This is a genomic window from Azonexus hydrophilus (assembly GCF_905120355.1).
GTDB lineage: Bacteria > Pseudomonadota > Gammaproteobacteria > Burkholderiales > Rhodocyclaceae > Azonexus.
This window is the reverse complement of the sequence record NZ_CAJHOB010000022.1, coordinates 13,830-33,925: the sequence shown is the minus strand read 5'-3', so window position 1 is coordinate 33,925 and position 20,096 is coordinate 13,830. Positions and strand designations below refer to the sequence as shown.

Below are 20,096 nucleotides of genomic sequence, written 5' to 3'. Positions count from 1 at the left end.
AATTCCGCACTGTGTTGCTTGCGTTTCGTTCCCATCTTTCACTTCCCTTTCAACCAGTCAGCATTAGCTTAGCCAACTGTCCGAAAAAGCGTGACCGCCGCAAAGGATGATGGATTCGTCCTCGCCTTGCGGGCTCGGGGGCAATAAAAAGCCCGGGTTGAAACGCTCCAGATTGCCACCCCGGGGATCGACAATGCGATAAGGGACACCACGCGGCAGGCCGGGCAGGATGGACAGGCCGATAATCAGGTTGCCGGACGCTTCCTGCATCAGCCAGGTTGCGAATGCAAGCAGATACTTGTTGCCATCATGGGGACGCACGGCAACCAGCTGGCCATGGGATAAACGTTGCCCACCCTCCTGACGGATCAGCCGGAATCCTGTGGCCGATTGGTTGATGACTTCCCAGGTTTCGTACGGAAACTCGATATGTGGGCGAATGGTGAGTGCCTGGCCTGGGTCGACCTGGTCGCGGAAGGTGTAGAGCGTGTCGAAATCGGCCCGGCTGTAAGCACTTGCCGTGTCCGGCTGCTCGAAAGCCTGGTTTTCGAGATGATAGAAGATGGCTTCGAAACCAGTGCACAGGTGCGCCGCTCCACTGCTGGGAAAACGTCGGAAACGACGCGGCGAAGCCGACTGCGACCAGGGGCGGGAGAGTTGTTCGAGCAGTTTGCAGACGCGGCTGGGGTTTTCATCGCCGAGGCCGAGTTCGTCCGGTGAAATCCGCTGTTGCAATTGGCCAATGGACTGCTGGATCTGCAAGTGCAGGCGATGGGTATCGAGATGACGCGCATCGCGTGCCGGACCTTCGAGCGTCACGCTAGGGTGCAGGGGTTGATCCTGCAGCAGTTCAACGATGTAGGGAGGCAGTTCGTTGTCGTCATTGAGGGGGCTGATCGACACCAGCGGTGCCCACATCCAGGCCCAGCGACGTAGCAGATTGAGATTGCGTACGCTGTGACTGTACGGGCTGGCGATATCGACCAGCAAAAGAGAAATGTAGGCAGCGGCACAGTGCGTGGCGTGCACCGTGTTTTCCAGTGGATCGGTGAGTGGCGTATAGGCGATGTGCCATTCTTCCGCACTGGCGTAATAGCCGTGCAATTCCAGCCAGATGCCCGATGGGTGTTCGCGCCGGGCACGGTAGTGTTCGACCAGGATCTGGCCGCTGTAGTAGATGCAACGGTAAAGAATGGTGGCCATCAACTTGAGGAACACTGGATCCTCCGGTGCCGGGCGGACCAGGCTGGCGCACAGGGCGTAGGCGCGGCACATCTTGCTCCAGCTGCTGGTGACGGAGTGAAAGGCAGCATCTTCCTCGCTGCTCAATGGCACCATCTTGTTGTGGTAGCGGCGGGCCATCTCTTCATTGATGAAGCAGAGAGGCGCCCGCAGGGTCTCGAGCAATTCAAGCAAGACCCCCGACTCTGGCGGCTGCTCGAGCAATCTGTCGAGAAAGGCAGCGAGCTGCTGTTCAGCTAGGGCGAGGTTGGTCAGCTTGACCCGGGACAGGTAATCGAGACCGAATTCAAGGGAGATCTGTGCAGGAAAATTCAGAATGTTTTGCTCGGTCATGCGTGTACTCCACTGGCCAGATAATGGGCAATGCGCGCTGCCAGAACTGCATCGGTGATGGTGGCAGACGACACATTCCCCTGTCGCTGGCGTTGCCCCCAGATCGGTTCCGGAAACCAGGGATCGTCGCGCCAGCGGCAGATAATATGCCAGTGTAAATGCGGAACGACATTCCCGAAAGATGCCAGATTGATTTTGTCGGGCTGGTAGCAGTCTCGCAGTGCGAGTTCGACGGCAAATACCACAGCCATCAGCGCGCGGCGGTCAACTGGCGGCAGGTCGCTCATTTCAGCGACATGCTGTTGCCAGATCACGCGACAAAAGCCGGGCAGCTCGGTGTCCATGACACGCACGATACGATAGCGCTCGGCCTGGAGCACGAGGGCTCCGGCAGTCTCCTGACAGAGCGGGCAACTGTCGGCAGGTGTCAGCATGGGCGGATTCAGAGCAGGATACGTTCGATGCCGCCGCTATTGGCCTTGCCTACGTAATCGGCCATCCAGCCCTCTCCCAGCAGGTATTTGGCCAACTCGACCACAATATAGTCGGCCTGAGTGCCGGCATCGTCATCGTAGCGCGACAAACCCTGCAGGCAGGCCGGACAACTGGTGAGAATCTTGACGTCACCGGCAAAACCATCGCTGCGGCGTTCGGCAACCCCTTTTTCGATTTCCTGCTGCTTGCGGAACTTGACCTGGGTCGCGACATCCGGCCGCGCATAGGCGAAGGAGCCGGAATCGCCGCAGCAACGGTCCGAGAGCGGTACGTTCTGGCCGAGCAGCGTGCGGGTGACGGTCGCCGAAGCATGCACCTTGATCGGTGTGTGGCAGGGCTCGTGGTAGAGGTAGCGAACACCATCGACTGCATCGAGCTTGACACCCTTTTCCAGCAGGTATTCATGGATGTCGAGCAAGCGGCAGCCTGGGAATATCTTTTCGAACTGGTAGGTTTCCAACTGGTCGAGGCAGGTGCCGCAGGAAACGATCACGGTCTTGATGTCGAGATAATTGAGCGTTGTGGCCACGCGGTGAAAGAGCACGCGATTGTCGGTGCTGATCTTGTGGGCGAGTTCGGCGTTGCCCGCGGCGTTCTGCGGGTAGCCACAGCACAGGTAGCCGGGGGGCAGGACGGTGGTGACGCCCAGATCGTAGAGCATGGCCTGGGTCGCCAGGCCGACCTGGGAAAACAGGCGCTCGGAGCCACAGCCGGGGAAGTAGAACACGGCGTCCGATTCCTCCGTCGTTTTCTGCGGATTGCGGATCACCGGGATGACCTTGTCGTCTTCGATGTCGAGCAGGCCGCGTGCCGTGCGCTTGGGCAGATTGCCGGGCATCGGGCGGTTGAGGAAGTGGATGACCTGGGTCTTGACTGAAGGCGCGCCAACGGTGGCCGGTGGATGCTGGCGCGTGTCCTGAATCAGGTTCATCGCCTTGGCCGCCTTGTGCGCCAGGCGCTGGGCCTTGAAGCCGAAGTCCATCATGACCCCACGCATCAGTTTGATGGTGGTCGGGTCTTTCAGGTTGAGGTAGGTCATGGCTGCTGCCGTGCCTGGGCTGAAACGTTTCTTGCCCTGCTTTCTGAGGAAGTTGCGCATGGCGACCGACACATCGCCGAAGTCGATATCCACCGGGCAGGGTTTGACGCAACGGTGACAGATCGTGCAGTGATCGGCGACGTCGTTGAATTCGCTGAAATGCTGCAGTGAGATGCCGCGCCGGGTCTGTTCCTCGTACAGGAAGGCTTCGATCAGCAGGCTGGTGGCGAGAATCTTGTTGCGTGGGCTGTAGAGCAGATTGGCGCGCGGCACATGGGTCGAGCAGACCGGCTTGCATTTACCGCAGCGCAGGCAGTCCTTGACCATGTCGGAAATCTTGCCGATTTCGGACTGCTCCATGATCAGCGATTCCGCCCCCAGCAACGAGAAGGAGGGTGTGTAGGCATTGCGCAAATCGCCTTCTGCCAGCAGCTTGCCTTTGTTGAAGTGACCGTTGGGGTCGACTTTCTGTTTGTAGGCACGGAACGGTGCGATTTCGTCTTCGCTCAGGAATTCAAGCTTGGTGATGCCAATGCCGTGTTCGCCGGAAATCACGCCGTCGAGCGAACGTGCCAGATGCATGATGCGCTCCACCGTCTGGTTGGCGGTGCGCAACATGTCGTAGTCGTCGGAATTGACCGGCAGATTGGTGTGCACGTTGCCATCGCCGGCATGCATGTGCAGTGCGACGAAGACACGGCCGCGCAGCACGTCCTGCTGCACGGCGGCCATGCGTTCGGAGAGCGGACGGTAGATGGTGCCGTTGAAGATGTTGTCGAGCGGTTCTTTCAGTTCCTTTTTCCAGGAGGCCCGCACCGAGTAATCCTGCAGGCGGTGGAAAAGGGTGGGGTTGCTGGCCCGGTTGCTGAGTTCGCCGGCCTGGATGCCGAATTCGGCAAACCGGTTTTCCGCTTCGGCCAGCGGTAGGTCGAGGTTGTCGAGCAACCACTGCCAGCGTGCTCGTACGCTGGCAATGTGTTCCTGTGCCCGCTCGCGCCGGTCGCCGAGCAGGGTGTCCTTGTCCAGCTTGGTATCGCCGACGTTGATGGGTAGTTCGCCGGAGAAGAATTCGCTGAGTGCATCGCACAGCTTGAGTTTGTTCTGCAGCGACAGTTCGATGTTGAAGCGCTCGATGCCGTCGCAGTAGTCGCCCATGCGTGGCAGCGGAATGACGACGTCTTCATTGAGCTTGAAGGCGTTGGTGTGTCGGGAAATGGCAGCGGTACGCGAGCGGTCGAGCCAGAATTTCTTGCGTGTTTCCGGGGTGACGGCAATGAAGCCCTCTGATCCGCGCACGTTGGTCATGCGCACGACTTCGGACGCGGCATGCATGACAGCAGCTTCGTCGTGGCCAACGATATCGCCGATCAGTACCATTTTGGGTCGGCCGTGACGCTTGGCCTTGGTGGCGTAGCCGACCGCCTTGACGTAGCGCTCGTCGAGGTGCTCGAGGCCTGCCAGTTGTACGCCTGCCGCGTGGCCGGCGCCGCCCGGCTTGAAATAGTCGGTGATCTCGACGATGGACGGCACGGCTTCCCGCACCTGGCCGAAGAATTCCAGACAGACGGTACGGGTGACCGGCGGCATCTTGTGCAGTACCCAGCGGGCAGCGACGATGATGCCGTCGGTGCCTTCCTTCTGGATGCCCGGCACGCCGCCGAGGAATTTGTCGGTGACATCCTTGCCCAGGCCGATCTTGCGGCAGGCGGCACCGGGCAGGGTGAGCGTTTCTTCATTGAGCAGTTTCTGGCCGCTCGGATCAAAACGGCGCAGGCGGAATTCCACCTTTTCCTGCTCATGGATCTTGCCGAAGTTGTGGTTGAGACGTTCGACTTCCAGCCAGTTGCCGTCCGGATCGACCATTCTCCACCAGGCCAGGTTGTCGAGCGCGGTACCCCACAGCACGGCCTTCTTGCCGCCGGCGTTCATGGCGATGTTGCCGCCGATGCAGGAGGCCGAAGCCGAGGTCGGGTCCACGGCAAAGACGCGGCCAGCCAGCGTGGCAGCCTCCGATACGCGGTCGGTGACCACGCCGGCGCCGGTGCGGATGGTGGCGTAGGGCTCGCTGTGGCCAGGGAGGACGATTTCCTCTACCGGCCCCAGATCGATCAGTTTTTCCGTATTGATGACGGCCGAGTAGGGCGTCAGCGGCACGGCGCCGCCGGTGTAGCCGGTGCCGCCGCCACGCGGAATGATGGTCAGTCCGGCTTCGATGCAGCCGCGCACGAGATGGCCGATTTCTTCCTCGGTGTCCGGGTAGAGAACGACGAAGGGGTATTCGACGCGCCAGTCGGTGGCGTCGGTGACATGCGACACCCGAGCCAGGCCGTCGAAGGCGATGTTGTCGCGCCGGGTATGCTTGCCCAGCGCCTTCAGTACCTTGCGCCGCATCTCCTGGGTTTCCGTGAAGCGGGCGGCAAAACGCACGATGGCGTCTTCCGCTGCAACCACCAGGCGCTTCACCTTAGCCGAGCGCACCGGATCTTCCTGCTCACGCTCGATACGGCGCTTCTCGACTTCACGCAGACGGTGGCGCAGTGCCTCGATCAGCGCATCGCGGCGCTCCGGGTTGGCCAGCAGATCATCTTCCAGGTAAGGGTTGCGCTGTACCACCCACATGTCGCCGAGGATTTCGTACAGCATGCGTGCCGATCGGCCAGTAATGCGTTCGGCGCGCAACTCGTCGAGCACTTTCCACAGTTCGCTGCCGAGCAGACGGATGACGATCTCGCGGTCAGAAAAGGAGGTGTAGTTGTAGGGGATTTCGCGCAGGCGGGCGGTCATGGGCAGGCAACCGGAATCTGTCAAAGGGTGGATTTTAGCGTATTGCGGTACAACACGCGGCCCGGGTAGACCGCGCCGCTGCGGATCGGTTCAGCCTGCTTCAGGGGGCAAGCCCTTCCGGCAGCAGCACCCACATGCGCCCGTTCTGCTTCATGCGGCCAGCGAGCGCGCCGGCTTCCTTACCGAAACCCCAGAAGAAATCAGCGCGCACGGCACCGCGGATGGCGCCGCCAGTATCCTGTGCCATGACCAGGCGTTGCAGCGGCCGGGACGAGTTGGGGCGGGTGGTGGCGAGAAAGACCGGAGCGCCGAGCGGAATCGAGCGCGGGTCGATGGCGATGCTGCGTTCCGCAGTCAGGGGCACGCCCAGTGCGCCGATCGGGCCGTCATCGCTGGCCGGCATCTCGCGGAAAAAGACATAGCTGGGGTTGCTGTTGAGCAGTTCGTCGAGACGCGACGGGTTGGCGCGCGCCCAGGCCTGAATCCCCTGCATCGACGCTTCTTCCAGTTTCAGGTCGCCGCGCTCGACCAGCAGGCGACCGATGGAGCGGTACGGGTGGCCGTTCTGATCGGCGTAATTGACCCGCATCAGGCTGCCGTCGGGCAGGCGGATACGGCCGGAGCCCTGAATCTGCAGGAAGAACAGTTCGATCGGATCATTGACCCAGGCCAGCGTTTTGGCGGGCAGTTGCTGCTCCTGGGCGAGAATTTCGCCGCGCGTCCAGTACGGCACCAGCTTGTTGCCTTCAACGCGGCCGCGTACCCGTTTGCCCTTGAGTTCCGGGAACAGGTCGCCGAGTTCGACGGTGAGCAGATTGTCGGGGACTGCATGGACGGGAAAGGCAAAGCGCTGGCTTTGCTGCCGGCTGCCGAGCAACAGGGGTTCGTAGTAGCCGGTGACCATGCCTTCGGTGGCTTGCGGGTCGTCGGTGGACACGGCGTAAGGACGCAGCTCGCGTTCAAAAAACGCACGGACGGCGCTTGCCGATGTGCCATCCACGGCCTCGGCGCGACTGCAAACAGCTTGCCAGGCCTCGGCGCCGGCGCGTTTGGCAAGGCCGCGACAGCTTTGTTGAAAGGCCGGCCAAGCTGCACTGTGGTCATCTTTCTGCCAACCGGGGAGGTCTTCCCAAGTCGCCGCAGTGAAGCGGCGGGTGAATGCCGGGGGCTGTGGCTTTTCAGCGGTCGGACACGCCGGGCAGGCAGCGCAGGGGGGGCAGCTGGCAGGTGTGGCGGCTGCCGTCGGTGCCGTGCTTTCCGGGGCGGGGAGAACGGATGGGAAGTGCTCGCAGGCACTCAACAACAGCGCAACGGCGAGTGCGCCGGGCAGTAGAAGGGTTTGGCGTTTGAACATGGCTTTCGCTAGAGTAGGGCGTTTTGCAGCGCAGTATACCCGTCATGATGATTGCTCCCGACCGCCTCGAAGAACTGTTTGACCGTGCCGACCGCGTGCTGGCGCGGCTGGAAAACCTGTTGCCCGGCACGCAGCCGCCGCCGGACTGGAACGCAGCGGTGGCATTTCGCTGGCGCAAACGCGGGACGCAAGGCTGGCTGCAACCGGTGACGAAACCGCATCCGATCCGCCTGGCCGACATCGAGACGGTGGATGAGCAAAAGGCGCGCATCGTTGCCAACACCCGCCAGTTCGTTGCCGGCCATGGCGCCAACAACGTCCTGCTGACCGGCGCCCGCGGCTGCGGCAAATCTTCGCTGGTGAAAGCCGTGCTGAATGAATTCGCCGCTGACGGATTGCGTTTGATCGAGGTCGATAAGGACGATCTCATTGATTTGCCGGATATCGTTGAGCTGCTGCAGGGTCGGCCGGAGCGGTTCATCCTGTTCTGCGACGACCTGTCGTTCGAGGCCGGAGAAACCGCCTACAAGGCGCTGAAATCAGTGCTTGACGGCTCGGTTGCGGCGCCGCCCGACAATGTGCTCATCTACGCCACTTCCAACCGCCGCCATCTGATGCCGGAATACATGGCGGAAAATCTCGAACAACACCGGGTAGGCGAAGAGATTCATCCGGGTGAGGCGATCGAGGAAAAAATTTCGTTGTCCGAGCGCTTCGGCTTGTGGATTTCCTTCTATCCCTTCTCGCAGGACGATTATCTGGCGGTATTCGCCCACTGGGCAGCGGTGCTGGGTGTGCCGGCGGCAGTGATTGCCGCGAGCGAGCGGGAAGCGCTGAACTGGGCGCTGGCGCGGGGTTCCCGTTCCGGCCGGGTGGCCTGGCAGTTTGCCCGCGATCTGGCCGGGCGGCAGTCATGAGCAAGATTGTCGATGTGGCAGCAGCTGTCCTGCTGCGAGCGGAGGGTAGGGAATACCTGCTGGCGCAACGGCCGCCGGGGAAGGTTTATGCCGGTTACTGGGAATTTCCCGGTGGCAAGGTGGAACCGGGCGAGTCGGTCGAAGCGGCCTTGCGGCGCGAGTTGCAGGAAGAGCTGGGGATTGAGGTGACAGCCTGTCATCCCTGGCTGCGCCGCCAGTTCACCTATCCGCACGCCACGGTGCGTCTGCATTTCTGGCAGGTGACGGCCTGGCAGGGTGAAATCGGCGTCAGCGCTCCGCTCGAACACAGTGCCGCTGCCTGGGTGGCGCGTGGTTGCGCACCGCAACTGGCACCTATCCTGCCGGCCAACGGTCCGATTCTGAAAGCGCTGGAATTACCCGAGACCCTGCTGATCTCCATGGCCGAGACGGAGGGCGTGGCGAGCTGGCTGCAACGACTGGAAAAATATCTGACGGCGCAGCAAGCGCACGCCAGGGTGCTGATCCAGATTCGCGACAAAACCCTGCCGTCCGCCGAGCGTGCAGCGCTTGCCCGGGCGGCAAGCGCCTTGGCACGGGCGCATGGCGCATTGCTGGTGGTCAATGACGATGCCGAACTGGCGCGCCACTGCGCCGCAGATGGCCTGCACCTCTCGGCAGCGGCGCTGGCCGGCTGTCAGGCGCGCCCGGAGTTCGCCTGGGTTGGGGCCTCCTGTCACAACGCCGCTGAAATCGCCCGTGCGGGCGAACTTGAGCTGGACTACGCCTTGCTTGGCCCGGTGCTGCCGACGCCGACGCATCCCGGTGCCGACGTCCTTGGCTGGGCAGGGTTTGCCGCGCAATGCGCAGGGAATGCCCTGCCTGTGCTGGCGTTGGGCGGCATGCGGGAAGATCGGCGCGCGATTGCCCAGCAGCATGGTGCGCACGGGCTGGCCCTGATGCGCGGCTGGTGACTCAGTCGTCGCGGGCGGGTGGGCTGTCGTCAGCTGATGCTGCCTGGCCCGCGATACTGTAACTGTCGTTAGCCCAGGCGCCCAGATCGATTTGCTTGCAGCGTTCGCAGCAAAATGGCCGCCATGGGTTGTCGGTGGACCAAGGCGCGTTGTTGCCGCATTGCGGACAGCGCACCTGACGGGGAGATGAGGACATGATGGAAATCCAGGACAGCAAAGGCGGGAATTATTACTCGGCAGCCGGCTCAAAGACCAGCGACAGTTGATTGTGCAGGAGCAGGAGAGAGATATGCGAAGTTTGATCCGATTGATGGGATACCTCGGGCTGGCGGGTTGTTTGCTGGCGGCTCCGGCAGGATATGTGGTGGCTAAGGAGAAGAAAATGGAGAGCATCGTTCTCGGGATGGGCTGTTTCTGGGGCGCGGAAAGGCGTATGGCGCAGTTGCCGGGCGTACTCGACGTGGAAAGCGGGTATGCCGGCGGAGATAGCGTCAATACGACCTACCGTCAGGTGTTGACGACGGAAACGCGCCTCCAGCGTGGTTTGAGCAAGGAGCGCAACCACGCTGAAGTGGTCAAGGTGCGGTTCGACCCCCAACAGGTGAGCCTGGAACGCGTATTGGCGCATTTCTGGGAAAACCACGACCCGACCCAGGGCGACCGGCAGGGGAACGATCGGGGCAGCAATTACCGCAGCGCAATCTATTACGCCGATGCCGCCCAGCAAAAAATTGCGCTGAAAACCCGGGAGGTTTACCAGGGAGCACTGGCACGTGCCGGTTTCCCGGCAATCACCACGGAAATCGCACCGCTCCGCAATTACACGCGGGCGGAGGATGAGCACCAGGATTACCTGCAGAAAAACCCCAACGGCTATTGCGGCCTGGGGGGCACCGGGGTGGCCTATCCGGGCGTGGCCGCCCCGGCTACCGCAGAGGCGAAACCGGTACCGGCGGCGCTTGATCCGGCAACGCTGAATACCCGCCGGCAATTGATCGTTTTCGAGGCGGAAGAGTGCGGCTTTTGCCGAAAGTTTGCGACAGAGATTCTGGCCCGCTGGCAGGCCGATGTGCCCGTTGCGCGCAGTCTGAGTGCGCAGCCCCCGGCGGGCTGGACGCTGGAAAAGGCGTTGTTCGCCACGCCGACCATCGTGTTGTTCGAACAGGCTCTGGAGGTGTCGCGCTATACCGGCTACGACGGTGATCGCGCCGCCTTCTGGCGCTGGCTGGGTGGGCAGCTGCTGACGCCGGAACAACGGCGGATTGCCTTTGAACAAGGCACCGAACGCCCGTTTACGGGTTCGCATCTGGATGAAAAACGCCCCGGCACTTTTGTCGATCCTGTCAGTGGGGTGGCGTTGTTCCGCACGGACAGCAAATTTGACAGCGGCAGCGGCTGGCCCAGTTTTTTCCAGCCGTTGCCTGGGGCTATCACTCTGCATCCGGATCGTTCGCATGGCATGGTGCGCACCGAAGTGCGCAGCGCCAGCTCAGGCATTCATCTGGGGCACGTGTTTGATGACGGTCCGCCGCCTAGCGGCAAACGCTACTGCATCAATGGCAAGGTGTTGAAATTTGTGCCGGATGCTAGTGCCGCTGGTGACAAGCGGCGCTGAGTCCGGTTGCTCAGAGGTTGCAGAAGGTCAGGGCGAAGGAAACGTCGTGGTCGCAGCTGCGTGCCTTGATCTCGTTGACCGGCGGGCGGGTGAAGCGGATGTTGAGGAAGTACTTGTTGGCGCTGACTTCCGGTACGGCGGCCTCGCCGCTGTCGAGTTCGACGCGGACCATCTGGGCAGAGGTGCCGCCCAGATTGAGCTGGAATTGGCCGAGTTTGGCCAGGTGGTTCTGGGGTCGACCGCTGGAGCGCAGCAGGCGGAGGACGATGGCGGCGGCATCGCGCAGCGCGAACAGGGGTTTGCTCCAGGTTTCCAGGTCGGTGCGACGCGTTTCCACTGCACGGTGCAGCCACCAGTGATAGGAGGGGAGATCGAATTCGCAGACGCCGCCGGGAATGGCGACGCGGCTCTTGATGCTCATCAGCCAGTCGTTGTCGCGCAGGTGCTGGCCGACCTTGCCGTTGGTGGCCAGTAATGCGGCCGAGGATTGTTCGATTTCGTACAGGGCGCCAGAGAGGGCTTCTTCGGAAATTTCCGGGTTGTTGCGAAACGACAGCAGGGTCTGGCGCTGCCGCTCCAGTTCCTGCAGCAGATCCATCTTGAGATCGGCGCGCCCGGCTGTTTCCAGGATTTCGAACAAGGTGGCCAGGGCCGCGTGATGTTCGAGGCGACCGTCAGCCTGGATGAAATACGCCGCTTTCTCGAACAGGTCTTCGAGACGCAGGAGCGTGCGGATACGCTCATTGAACGGGTATTCGTAGGTGATCACTCGAGGATTCGCGCGCCGCAGGGCGTATATAAGGTCGATGGAGGCTGCCTCTGGCGATGGTGGGCAGCCGATCTTGTTCGATAAATCCCTTTTATTCTGAACGAATTGGGAGTAAATCTCAATGGGTTATCTGAGCTTATTTTCTCGCCACTCGGGTCAGGGCTGCGCGCAGGTAATGCTGGTGCAAGGGTGGGATTTGCGCTTCTAGGTGGGGGCGGTCACCGCTGTTGTCGATCACGTCGTCGGCAATGGCCAGTCGCTGGGCGCGGCTGGCCTGGCTGGCCAAGATGCGTTCGACCTCTGCGCGCGGCAGGCCGTTGCGCGCCATGACCCGGCTGATTTGCAGTTCTATCGGGCAATCCACGACCAGAATGCGTGCGCAGTGTGCCTGCCAAGCCGGTGATTCGGCCAGCAGGGGGACATCGAACAATACATAGGGCGCCTGACTGGCCTGGCTGCGGGCCAGGGCCAGCTCACGAATGCGCGGGTGGAGGATGGCTTCCAGACGCTGGCGTGCGGCAGGATCGCTGAAGACGCGCTGGCGCATGGCCGCTCGATCGAGCGCGCCATCGGCAGTCAGGATGTTTTGGCCAAAAGCGGCGCACAGTTGTGGCAGGGCGGCACCGCCAGGGGCTGTCAGCTGACGGGCGATGGCATCGGTGTCGATCAGATCGGCGCCAAGGCGTACGAAATGCGCGGCAACCGTACTTTTTCCGCTGCCGATGCCGCCCGTCAGCCCAACGCAATAAGGGGGCAGGCGGGTGGCATTCACCGACAGTTGATCTCCTGAAACTGGGGCAAGGTTTCCGCTGCAATGATCTCGGCCAGCGCGCTGCGAAATTCCGGTAATTGCTCGGCGGGGCCGCGCAGGCGGACTTTGGGGGTGTCATTCTTGTCCGGGCGCGCGGTCATGACCGCTGAGCGTACGCCTTGTTTGCGCAACTGCACCAGGTGGTCGCTGGCGCTTTTTTCACTGCTGAAGATGCCGAGGGAAATGGCGTGGCGCTGCGCACCCTCCTGCACGATGAAGTAGTCGGCGACGCCCAGCCCCTTCAGTTCCTGTGCTTTTTTGTCGGCCTTGATGCGGTCGGCGAGCGGTGGGATATAGACCCACCAGCTGTGCGCCGGTGCCGGAATTTCTTGCAGGGTGAAGCCGGGAAATTTCGTGCTGATGAGGATCTGCAGCGCCGCCCGCTCGCCCTCGGGCAGCGCGGATGCTTGCAGGCAGACAGCGGGCTGCTCCTGGCGGGAGGCCACTGGCGCCAGTTCCGCTGCGTCCGTTGCCGGCTCGGCCGCCGGCGGCGCATCCCCGGCCGGCGGTTCGCCGCGGCTGAGAATGCGGACCTGCTGCGGGTTGATTTCCTGCAGGTTGGCCGCTTCGTTGCTCACCTCGCTGCCGAACAGGCCGTGGCTAAACGCGTAGAACAGGAGGTTGGCAAGAACGAGCAGGAAAATCAGGACGCGCATCACCCGGCCTCAGTCCAGATGCTTCAGGGGGAGATGCTGCAGCGATTCGACGATGGCTTCGGCCGGGTACTCGTAATCTTCCAGCTTGCCGCTGAAAAATTTGTCGTAGGACGCCATGTCGAAATGGCCGTGGCCGGTCAGGCAGAAGAGGATGGTTTTTTCCTCGCCAGTGGCCTTGCAGCGCAAGGCTTCGTCGATGGCTGCACGGATGGCGTGGCAGGACTCGGGGGCGGGGATGATGCCTTCGGCACGAGCAAACTGCACGCCAGCCTCGAAAGTGCCGATTTGCGGCACGGCGACCGCCTCCAGTTGCTGTTCGTGGAACAGCTGCGAGACCAGGGGCGAGGCGCCGTGGTAGCGCAGGCCGCCGGCATGGATGCCGGGGGGCATGAAATCGTGCCCGAGGGTGTACATCTTCATGATCGGCGTGTAGCCGGATGAATCGCCGTAGTCATAAGCGTAGGCGCCCTTGGTCAGGGTCGGGCAGGAAGTCGGTTCGACTGCGACCAGGCGCAGTTTTTCCGCCCGTTTGTCGCCGGCAGCGCGGTCGGCGAGGAACGGAAAGGCAATGCCGCCGAAGCTGGAGCCGCCGCCGCAGGGGCCGAACACGACGTCCGGATAGAGGCCGATTTTCTCGAACTGTTTCTTTGCTTCCAGGCCGACGATCGACTGGTGCAGGATCACGTGATTGAGCACCGAGCCCAGGGTGTAGCAGGTGTGCGGGTCGGCGGCCGCTTCTTCCACGGCTTCCGAAATGGCCAGGCCGAGTGAGCCCTGACAGTTGGGATCGGCGGCGAGGGCGGCACGGCCGGCGTTGGTGAAATTGGTCGGGCTGGCGAACACTTCGGCGCCCCAGGTCTGCATCATGGAACGGCGGAAGGGCTTCTGCTGGTAGCTGACATTGACCATGAATACACGCACCGGCAGATCGAACATCTGGCCGGCGTAGGCAATCGACGAGCCCCACTGGCCAGCGCCGGTTTCGGTGGTCAGCTTTTTGGTGCCGGCCAGCTTGTTGTAATAGGCCTGCGGCACGGCGGAATTGGGTTTGTGCGAACCAGCGGGGGAGCCGCCTTCGTATTTGAAGAAAATCTTGGCCGGGGTGCCTAGCATCTGCTCCAGCCGCAATGCCCGGCAGAGGGGGGTGGGGCGCCATTGCGCATAAATCTGGCGGACTTCATCCGGAATGGCGATCCAGCGCTCGCTGCTCATTTCCTGTTCCAGGATGGGCCCCGGGAAAATCGCGCCCATGGCTTCCGGTGCGACCGGATTGCCGTCCGGTCCGAGCGGCGGCAGCGGCGGCTGGGCCATGTCGGCGACGACGTTGTACCAGTGGGTCGGGATCTCGTCTTGTTCCAGGTTGATGCGCAACGGTGTCATATTGGTCTCTCTTCAGGCGGCAGATGCTGCAAACCCGCTAAATTACCCGAAAAGCTGCGGCGGACCAAGGTATGCCGCGCTACGGCGTGACCACGAAATTGAAGCGCAGGGTACGGATCAGCGGCTCGGCGCGGGCGCGTTCGCTGAAACGCGCTTCGATTTGTCCGGAAATGTCCGGGTCTTCCAGGCGGCTGGCGGCGAAATAGAGATCGATCTCGATCTGCCCATCGAGATAGTGCAGGATCATCCGTTCCGGGCGGGGAAGATCGGCGAACAACCGCTCCAGTTGCGGGACCAGGATTTCGCGGCTGGGCAACTGGCCGGCGGCCATGTCGGCAGCGTCGCCGACTTCCGGGTCGACGTGCACCAGCACATCGAGGACATCGTCCTGGGCCGCAAGGACGGCTGCACGGGCTGCTTCGGCGATCTGATGGCCTTCGGAAACGCTGATGCGGGGATCAACCTGGATGTGCACATCGACCAGCACCTGATGCGCCATGCGGCGGGTGCGCAGTTCATGCACGCCGCGCACGCCATGACTGGCGAGCAGGATGGCGCGGAGGGTTTCGACCCGGGTTTCGTCGAGGCCGGTATCGATCAGTTCGCGCAGTGCTTCGAGCGCAAGCCCGGCCCCCATCTTGAGAATCATGAAACCCATCAGCACGGCCGCCAGTGCGTCGAGGAAAATCCAGCCGAATAGTGCGCCGCCAATGCCGACTACCACGACCAGCGCCGATGCGGCGTCGGCGCGTGAGTGCAGGGCGTTGGCGGTGAGTAGTGGCGAACGCAGGCGACGGGCAACGTGATTCAGGTAGCGATACAGCCCTTCTTTGGCGATCACGGTCAGGATGGCGATCCAGAAAGCCAGCCAGCCGACGGGCTCGGCGCCGATGCCGCTGGCTAGCTGCTGTCCAGATTGCCACATGATGCCGCCGCCAACGGCGATTAGCGAGACGCCCAGCAGCAGGGTGGCGGCGGTTTCGATGCGGGCGTGACCGTACGGATGCTGGCCATCGGCGGGTTGGGCGCCCTGATGGCTGGCCCACAGCACGAGGAAATCGGAGAGCAGGTCGGAGAGCGAATGCAGGCCATGCGCGACCAGCGACTGCGAATGCGCCAGCCAACCGACCAGCATCTGCACGCCGGTCAGCAGCAAATTGACCCAGACGCTGATCCAGGTGGCGCGTTGTGCTTCACCTGCGCGCAGTTTGTCGGGGTGGGGCGGGGTGGGTTGAACGGCAGGCATGCAGACTGTCCTATACTGTCGGCCTCGATTTTAGCAGTGACTATCATGGGCCGACTGAGGGAAATACTCGAAATTGCACAAATCCGGGGGCGTGATCTGGAGCGTCCCTACGCAGGGGAGCTGACGCCGTGTGAATGCGCCGAGTTATGGGCGTCGGCACCCGGGGCGCGGCTGGTGGATGTGCGCACGCGCGCCGAATGGGACTGGGTGGGACGCATTCCCGGGGCGGTCGAGATTGAGTGGAACCAGTATCCCGGCGGCGGGCGCAATCCGCATTTCGCCGCCGAGCTGCGCCGCCAGGTCGATCCCGAAGCGCTGGTGATGTTCATCTGCCGCAGCGGAGTGCGTTCGATTGCGGCGGCGGCGCAGGCCAGCGAGCTGGGTTATACCAACTGTTACAACGTCCTGGAAGGTTTCGAGGGCGACCGCGATGCCCGTGGCCAGCGCAACAAGATTGGCGGCTGGCGCCATGCCGGCTTACCCTGGCACCAGGGTTGATTCTTACGGATACAGACACACCATGCACAACGTACCGATTCCCTTTTCCCAGTTCAACTCGCTTTCCGATGCCGACTGTCAGGAGCGCATCCGTGCCGCCCGTGCCAAGCTGGGCAAAAAAGCCGTCATCCTCTGTCACCACTACCAGCGTGCCGATGTCTATCAACACGCGGACCTGACCGGCGATTCGCTCAAGTTGGCGAAACTCGCGGCACAGACCGATGCCGAGTACGTGGTGTTTTGCGGCGTGCATTTCATGGCCGAAGTGGCGGACCTGATGACAGCACCGCAACAGACCGCCATCCTGCCCGATCTCGCGGCGGGCTGTTCGATGGCCGACATGGCGAACCTGGCCAAGGTCGAGCGCTGCTGGCGTGAGCTGTCGTCAGTCTTGCCAGCGGAGCAGGAGGTGACGCCGGTGACCTACATCAACTCTGCCGCCGATTTGAAAGCTTTTTGTGGCGAGCATGGCGGTATCGTGTGCACGTCCTCCAACGCGGGCACCATCGCCCAGTGGGCGTTTGCGCAGCGGCCCAAGATCCTGTTCTTCCCGGACCAGCACCTGGGCCGCTGGACAGGGCACAAGCTGGGCATTGCCATGGATGAGATGGTGGTGTGGGATCCCGATCTGGAAATGGGCGGACTGACCCCGGAACAGATCCGGAAGGCGCGCATCCTCCTGTGGAAGGGCCATTGCTCGGTGCACCAGATGTTCCAGAAACCACAGATCGATGCGTTCCGTGCCAAATACCCGGAAGGCAAGGTGATTGCCCACCCGGAATGCAATTTTGCAGTCTGCGCCGCGGCCGATTACGTCGGGTCCACCGAACACATCGTCAAGACCATCAAGGAATCGGAGCCAGGGACACGCTGGCTGGTCGGCACCGAGCTCAACCTGGTCGACCGCCTGGCCAAGGAAGTGCTGCCGCAGAACAAGATCGTGCAGTTCATGGCCACCACCGTCTGCATGTGTTCGACCATGCAGCGCATCGACCCGCAGCATCTGGCGTGGACGCTGGAGAATCTGGCGGCGGGGCAGGTGGTCAATCCGATCCGTGTGCCGGCGCACGAGGTCGCAAACGCACGCCTGGCGCTCGACCGCATGCTGGAAATCTCCTGATCCGGCAGCCATGAGCCGACCGCCGCTGCACGTCGTTACCTACAACATCCATAAAGGGTTTTCCCAGTTCAACCGGCGGCTGGTCGTGCATGAACTGCGCGAGCGTTTGCAGCAGCTCGCGCCTGACATCGTCTTTCTGCAGGAAGTTCAGGGCCTGCACATGAAGCACGCTGCCCGGCGTGCGGACTGGCCTGCCGCCGGACAGCACGAGTTTCTGGCCGAGAAAATCTGGCAGGCGGCGTATGGCCAGAACATGATTTACGACCACGGGCACCATGGCAATGCCATCTTGTCGCGGTTTCCCATCCTGTCCGCGCACAATCAGGATGTCACCCATCTGCAGTTCGAGAAGCGCGGTCTGCTGCATTGCCGGATTGCGCTGGCGGATGGCTCGCCGGTGCATTGCGTCTGTGTTCATCTCTCCTTGTTCGGGGTCTCGCGCCGTCTGCAGATGGATGCCCTGGCCCGTTATCTGGATGCGCTGGACGATCCCGATGCGCCGCTCATCATCGCGGGCGATTTCAATGACTGGCGCGACCGGGCCGGCAAGTACCTGGCGCGCCGCCTGGGGCTGCGGGAAGTGTTCACGACCCACGACTCGCATCCGGAAATCCGGCCGATCCGCAGTTTTCCCGCCGGATTGCCGCTCTTTCGTCTGGACCGCATCTATGTGCGGGGGTTCGCGGTGCACGATACGGTCATTCATCAGGGCGGGCTCTGGGCAAAAATTTCCGATCACGCTGCGCTTTCCGCGTATCTAGCCCGGAATGAAACCTGAGTTCCTGCCCGGTAACCGCCTCACTCTGCTCGATTCCGGGCGAGAGTACTTTCCGGCCCTGCTGGCAGCCATTGCCGCTGCAGAACGGGAAATCTATCTGGAGACCTATATCTTCGCTGCCGATGCGGTGGGCGAGGCGGTCTGTGCGGCGTTGTGCGCTGCTGCTGCGCGTGGCGTGGTGGTGAATGTGACGGTCGATGGTTTTGGCGCGCGTAATTTTCCTGTTGATTTTCAGCCCCGCTTCGCCGCGGCCGGGGTGCGTGCCCTCATTTACCGGCCGGAGCTGGGGCGCTTCCGCCTGAAGCGGCACCGCCTGCGGCGGCTGCACCGCAAGCTGGCCCTGATTGATGGCTGCATTGCTTTCGTGGGCGGGATCAATATCGTCGCGGACGACAATGCACCCCCCGACATGCGCCCGCGTTACGACTACGCGGTCATGGTGCAGGGGCCGGTGCTGGCCGATATCCACCGCGCCATGCGGCGCATGTGGGAGATTGTCACCTGGGTCAACCTGCGTCGCCGGTTCCGTTTCACAGCGGTCGATCATCCGCGTTGCGCGGTGGCCGGTACGCAGGCGGCAGCCTTTCTCGTCGGTGATAACCTGCGTCATCGCAACAGCATCCTCAATACCTACATCGAGGCGATTCACGGTGCCCGCCGCGAAATTCTCATTGCCAATGCGTATTTTCTCCCCGGCTTGCGTTTTGGCCGTGCGCTGTATGCTGCGGCGCGGCGTGGCGTGCAGGTGACTGTGCTGTTGCAGGGCAAGACCGATCACCCCTTGCTGCGTTTTGCCACCCAGGCGCTTTACGGTGCTGCGCTCAACGCGGGCATCCGTATTTTCGAGTATGAAAAAAGCTTCATGCACGCCAAGGTGGCCGTCATTGATGACGACTGGGCGACCGTAGGATCTTCCAACATTGACCCGTTCAGCCTCCTGCTGGCCAAGGAGGCCAATATCGTGGTGCGAGATATGCGTTTTGCCGGCGAGTTGCGCGCCCATCTGGAGGCAGCGATCGCGGCGGGCGCTCGCGCGATGTGTCCGGTGGATATCCAGCGCCAGTCCTGGCCCAGGCGACTGTTGCGCTGGGCGAGTTATGGTCTGGTCCGGCTGCTGGTCGGCATTGCCGGTTATGGCGACCGCCACTGGCGGGCGGAGGACCAGGTCAGCCAGGAACCGCCGCCGCGCTGATCGCTTGCTGGCGGGGGATTGCGGCCAAGGACCAGTGCGTCAGTGCCCAGCCCCAGAGGTCGCTGAGTGGCGCCTGCTGCAATTCATCCGGCACGGCCTGTCCGAGAAAACGTAACGCCTGCCAGAGCTGTTGGCTGGCTGCCTGCGGGACGAGGGCGGGGGCGAGCGTTTGTTTCGACCATTTTTCGCCGGCCGGGTTGGTGGCCACCGGCAGATGGGCATAACTCGGTGTCGGGTAGCCCAGACAGCGCTGCAGCCAGATCTGGCGAGGCGTTGAGGCCAGCAGGTCGGCGCCGCGGACGATGTCGCTGATGCCCTGGGCCGCATCATCGACGACCACCGCTAACTGGTAGGCAAACAGGCCGTCGGCGCGGCGCAGGATGAAATCGCCGACCTGGGCCGCCAGATGCTGCGTGACTTCCCCCTGGATGCGGTCAATGAAGCCCAGCGGCTGCGTGGTCACCCGGAGACGCTGGGCCAGTCCGGGGTCCGTCAGCCCTGCCGTACGGCAGTGGCCCGGATAGACCCAGCCGCCATCGACAGCGCGTAATTTCGCCGTGGCGGCGATCTGGCTGCGCGAGCAGTTGCAGCCATACAGCAACCCCGCCTGACGCAAGCTGTCGAGTGCCGCCTGATAGGCAGCGTGGCGCTCGCTCTGGACCCACACCGGGCCATCCCAGGCGAAACCGAAAGCCTCCAGCGTGCGCAGGATGTCACTGGCGGCGCCGGCGACGTTGCGCGGGGTGTCGATGTCCTCCATCCGCACCAGCCATTCCCCGCCCCGGCTGCGCGCTTCCAGGAAGCTTGCCGTGGCGGCGATCAGCGAACCGAAATGCAGCGCGCCCGTTGGCGAAGGGGCGAAGCGGCCGCGGTACAGGCGGGGATCGGATGAGTGCATGCGGGGGCGATAACTG

Annotated in this window: 18 protein-coding genes; 7 read left to right on the top strand and 11 right to left on the bottom strand. The window is 62.7% G+C overall.

The window, feature by feature from the left end; translation table 11 throughout:
* Nucleotides 1-63: 63 nt before the first annotated feature.
* The 4 genes from JYJ39_RS13285 to mltA form a co-directional block, all read right to left on the bottom strand.
* On the bottom strand, nucleotides 64-1,575 hold the full coding sequence (locus JYJ39_RS13285) for a hypothetical protein (protein WP_205204977.1): 1,512 nt from the start codon (nucleotides 1,573-1,575) through the stop codon (nucleotides 64-66).
* Nucleotides 1,572-2,009 (bottom strand): HIT family protein, encoded by a 438-nt coding sequence (locus tag JYJ39_RS13280; RefSeq protein ID WP_205204975.1) that lies wholly within the window; start codon nucleotides 2,007-2,009, stop codon nucleotides 1,572-1,574. Before JYJ39_RS13280 ends, JYJ39_RS13285 begins: the two co-directional genes overlap by 4 nt.
* An 8-nt stretch (nucleotides 2,010-2,017) precedes the next feature.
* Nucleotides 2,018-5,893, bottom strand: coding sequence for a DUF3683 domain-containing protein (locus JYJ39_RS13275; protein WP_205204974.1), 3,876 nt, complete (start codon nucleotides 5,891-5,893; stop codon nucleotides 2,018-2,020).
* A gap of 100 nt (nucleotides 5,894-5,993) precedes the next feature.
* Nucleotides 5,994-7,247: a murein transglycosylase A gene (gene mltA / locus JYJ39_RS13270; protein WP_205204972.1), complete on the bottom strand. Its 1,254-nt coding sequence runs from the start codon at nucleotides 7,245-7,247 to the stop codon at nucleotides 5,994-5,996.
* A 47-nt stretch (nucleotides 7,248-7,294) separates the two neighbouring features.
* Between mltA and JYJ39_RS13265 the strand changes: the two genes are divergently transcribed.
* Together JYJ39_RS13265 and JYJ39_RS13260 are read left to right on the top strand one after the other, a co-directional pair.
* Entirely contained in the window at nucleotides 7,295-8,164 is an 870-nt protein-coding gene (locus JYJ39_RS13265) for an ATP-binding protein (protein WP_205204982.1), read from the top strand.
* Nucleotides 8,161-9,117 (top strand): Nudix family hydrolase, encoded by a 957-nt coding sequence (locus JYJ39_RS13260; protein ID WP_205204970.1) that lies wholly within the window; start codon nucleotides 8,161-8,163, stop codon nucleotides 9,115-9,117. The genes JYJ39_RS13265 and JYJ39_RS13260 overlap by 4 nt, the downstream gene beginning before the upstream one ends.
* Nucleotide 9,118: 1 nt before the next feature.
* Here JYJ39_RS13260 and JYJ39_RS13255 read toward each other — a convergent pair whose 3' ends face one another.
* Nucleotides 9,119-9,313, bottom strand: a complete 195-nt coding sequence (locus JYJ39_RS13255) for a DNA gyrase inhibitor YacG (RefSeq protein ID WP_205204968.1) — start codon at nucleotides 9,311-9,313, stop codon at nucleotides 9,119-9,121.
* A gap of 93 nt (nucleotides 9,314-9,406) precedes the next feature.
* Between JYJ39_RS13255 and msrA the strand changes: the two genes are divergently transcribed.
* Nucleotides 9,407-10,732: a peptide-methionine (S)-S-oxide reductase MsrA gene (gene msrA, locus JYJ39_RS14245; RefSeq protein ID WP_205204966.1), complete on the top strand. Its 1,326-nt coding sequence runs from the start codon at nucleotides 9,407-9,409 to the stop codon at nucleotides 10,730-10,732.
* 10 nt (nucleotides 10,733-10,742) lie between these two features.
* Here msrA and zapD read toward each other — a convergent pair whose 3' ends face one another.
* The 5 genes from zapD to JYJ39_RS13225 form a co-directional block, all read right to left on the bottom strand.
* Nucleotides 10,743-11,501, bottom strand: a complete 759-nt coding sequence (zapD, locus tag JYJ39_RS13245) for a cell division protein ZapD (RefSeq protein ID WP_205204964.1) — start codon at nucleotides 11,499-11,501, stop codon at nucleotides 10,743-10,745.
* Nucleotides 11,502-11,637: 136 nt separating this feature from the next.
* Entirely contained in the window at nucleotides 11,638-12,273 is a 636-nt protein-coding gene (coaE, locus tag JYJ39_RS13240; protein WP_240189660.1) for a dephospho-CoA kinase, read from the bottom strand.
* Complete coding sequence (locus JYJ39_RS13235; RefSeq protein ID WP_205204962.1) at nucleotides 12,270-12,968, bottom strand: SPOR domain-containing protein; 699 nt, start codon at nucleotides 12,966-12,968, stop codon at nucleotides 12,270-12,272. The genes coaE and JYJ39_RS13235 overlap by 4 nt, the downstream gene beginning before the upstream one ends.
* Nucleotides 12,969-12,977: 9 nt before the next feature.
* Entirely contained in the window at nucleotides 12,978-14,348 is a 1,371-nt protein-coding gene (locus JYJ39_RS13230) for a TrpB-like pyridoxal phosphate-dependent enzyme (RefSeq protein WP_205204960.1), read from the bottom strand.
* Nucleotides 14,349-14,427: 79 nt separating this feature from the next.
* The gene (locus tag JYJ39_RS13225; protein ID WP_205204958.1) at nucleotides 14,428-15,594 is read right to left on the bottom strand and encodes a cation diffusion facilitator family transporter; all 1,167 of its coding nucleotides are present in this window, start codon (nucleotides 15,592-15,594) and stop codon (nucleotides 14,428-14,430) included.
* Between the two features lie 45 nt (nucleotides 15,595-15,639).
* On the opposite strand from JYJ39_RS13225, the gene JYJ39_RS13220 reads away from it, so the two are divergent.
* The 4 genes from JYJ39_RS13220 to clsB are packed head-to-tail and all read left to right on the top strand — an operon-like array spanning nucleotide 15,640 to nucleotide 19,182.
* Nucleotides 15,640-16,092 (top strand): rhodanese-like domain-containing protein, encoded by a 453-nt coding sequence (locus JYJ39_RS13220; protein ID WP_205204956.1) that lies wholly within the window; start codon nucleotides 15,640-15,642, stop codon nucleotides 16,090-16,092.
* 22 nt (nucleotides 16,093-16,114) lie between these two features.
* Complete coding sequence (gene nadA / locus JYJ39_RS13215; RefSeq protein ID WP_205204954.1) at nucleotides 16,115-17,212, top strand: quinolinate synthase NadA; 1,098 nt, start codon at nucleotides 16,115-16,117, stop codon at nucleotides 17,210-17,212.
* 10 nt (nucleotides 17,213-17,222) lie between these two features.
* Nucleotides 17,223-17,990, top strand: a complete 768-nt coding sequence (locus JYJ39_RS13210) for an endonuclease/exonuclease/phosphatase family protein (RefSeq protein WP_205204952.1) — start codon at nucleotides 17,223-17,225, stop codon at nucleotides 17,988-17,990.
* Nucleotides 17,980-19,182: a cardiolipin synthase ClsB gene (gene clsB, locus JYJ39_RS13205; RefSeq protein ID WP_205204951.1), complete on the top strand. Its 1,203-nt coding sequence runs from the start codon at nucleotides 17,980-17,982 to the stop codon at nucleotides 19,180-19,182. The genes JYJ39_RS13210 and clsB overlap by 11 nt, the downstream gene beginning before the upstream one ends.
* Here clsB and gluQRS read toward each other — a convergent pair.
* The gene (gene gluQRS, locus JYJ39_RS13200; RefSeq protein ID WP_205204950.1) at nucleotides 19,157-20,080 is read right to left on the bottom strand and encodes a tRNA glutamyl-Q(34) synthetase GluQRS; all 924 of its coding nucleotides are present in this window, start codon (nucleotides 20,078-20,080) and stop codon (nucleotides 19,157-19,159) included. The genes clsB and gluQRS overlap by 26 nt on opposite strands.
* Nucleotides 20,081-20,096 lie beyond the last annotated feature (16 nt).

What these genes read in the sequence shown, in the direction of transcription:
- msrA (WP_205204966.1), top strand. Translation starts at nt 9,407, where the DNA reads ATGCGAAGTTTGATCCGATTGATGGGATACCTCGGGCTGGCGGGTTGT.
- nadA (WP_205204954.1), top strand. Translation starts at nt 16,115, where the DNA reads ATGCACAACGTACCGATTCCCTTTTCCCAGTTCAACTCGCTTTCCGAT.
- JYJ39_RS13285 (WP_205204977.1), bottom strand. Translation starts at nt 1,575, where the DNA reads ATGACCGAGCAAAACATTCTGAATTTTCCTGCACAGATCTCCCTTGAA.
- JYJ39_RS13280 (WP_205204975.1), bottom strand. Translation starts at nt 2,009, where the DNA reads ATGCTGACACCTGCCGACAGTTGCCCGCTCTGTCAGGAGACTGCCGGA.
- JYJ39_RS13225 (WP_205204958.1), bottom strand. Translation starts at nt 15,594, where the DNA reads ATGCCTGCCGTTCAACCCACCCCGCCCCACCCCGACAAACTGCGCGCA.
- mltA (WP_205204972.1), bottom strand. Translation starts at nt 7,247, where the DNA reads ATGTTCAAACGCCAAACCCTTCTACTGCCCGGCGCACTCGCCGTTGCG.
- JYJ39_RS13235 (WP_205204962.1), bottom strand. Translation starts at nt 12,968, where the DNA reads ATGCGCGTCCTGATTTTCCTGCTCGTTCTTGCCAACCTCCTGTTCTAC.
- JYJ39_RS13260 (WP_205204970.1), top strand. Translation starts at nt 8,161, where the DNA reads ATGAGCAAGATTGTCGATGTGGCAGCAGCTGTCCTGCTGCGAGCGGAG.
- JYJ39_RS13255 (WP_205204968.1), bottom strand. Translation starts at nt 9,313, where the DNA reads ATGTCCTCATCTCCCCGTCAGGTGCGCTGTCCGCAATGCGGCAACAAC.
- JYJ39_RS13230 (WP_205204960.1), bottom strand. Translation starts at nt 14,348, where the DNA reads ATGACACCGTTGCGCATCAACCTGGAACAAGACGAGATCCCGACCCAC.
- gluQRS (WP_205204950.1), bottom strand. Translation starts at nt 20,080, where the DNA reads ATGCACTCATCCGATCCCCGCCTGTACCGCGGCCGCTTCGCCCCTTCG.
- clsB (WP_205204951.1), top strand. Translation starts at nt 17,980, where the DNA reads ATGAAACCTGAGTTCCTGCCCGGTAACCGCCTCACTCTGCTCGATTCC.
- JYJ39_RS13275 (WP_205204974.1), bottom strand. Translation starts at nt 5,893, where the DNA reads ATGACCGCCCGCCTGCGCGAAATCCCCTACAACTACACCTCCTTTTCT.
- JYJ39_RS13210 (WP_205204952.1), top strand. Translation starts at nt 17,223, where the DNA reads ATGAGCCGACCGCCGCTGCACGTCGTTACCTACAACATCCATAAAGGG.
- JYJ39_RS13220 (WP_205204956.1), top strand. Translation starts at nt 15,640, where the DNA reads ATGGGCCGACTGAGGGAAATACTCGAAATTGCACAAATCCGGGGGCGT.
- JYJ39_RS13265 (WP_205204982.1), top strand. Translation starts at nt 7,295, where the DNA reads ATGATTGCTCCCGACCGCCTCGAAGAACTGTTTGACCGTGCCGACCGC.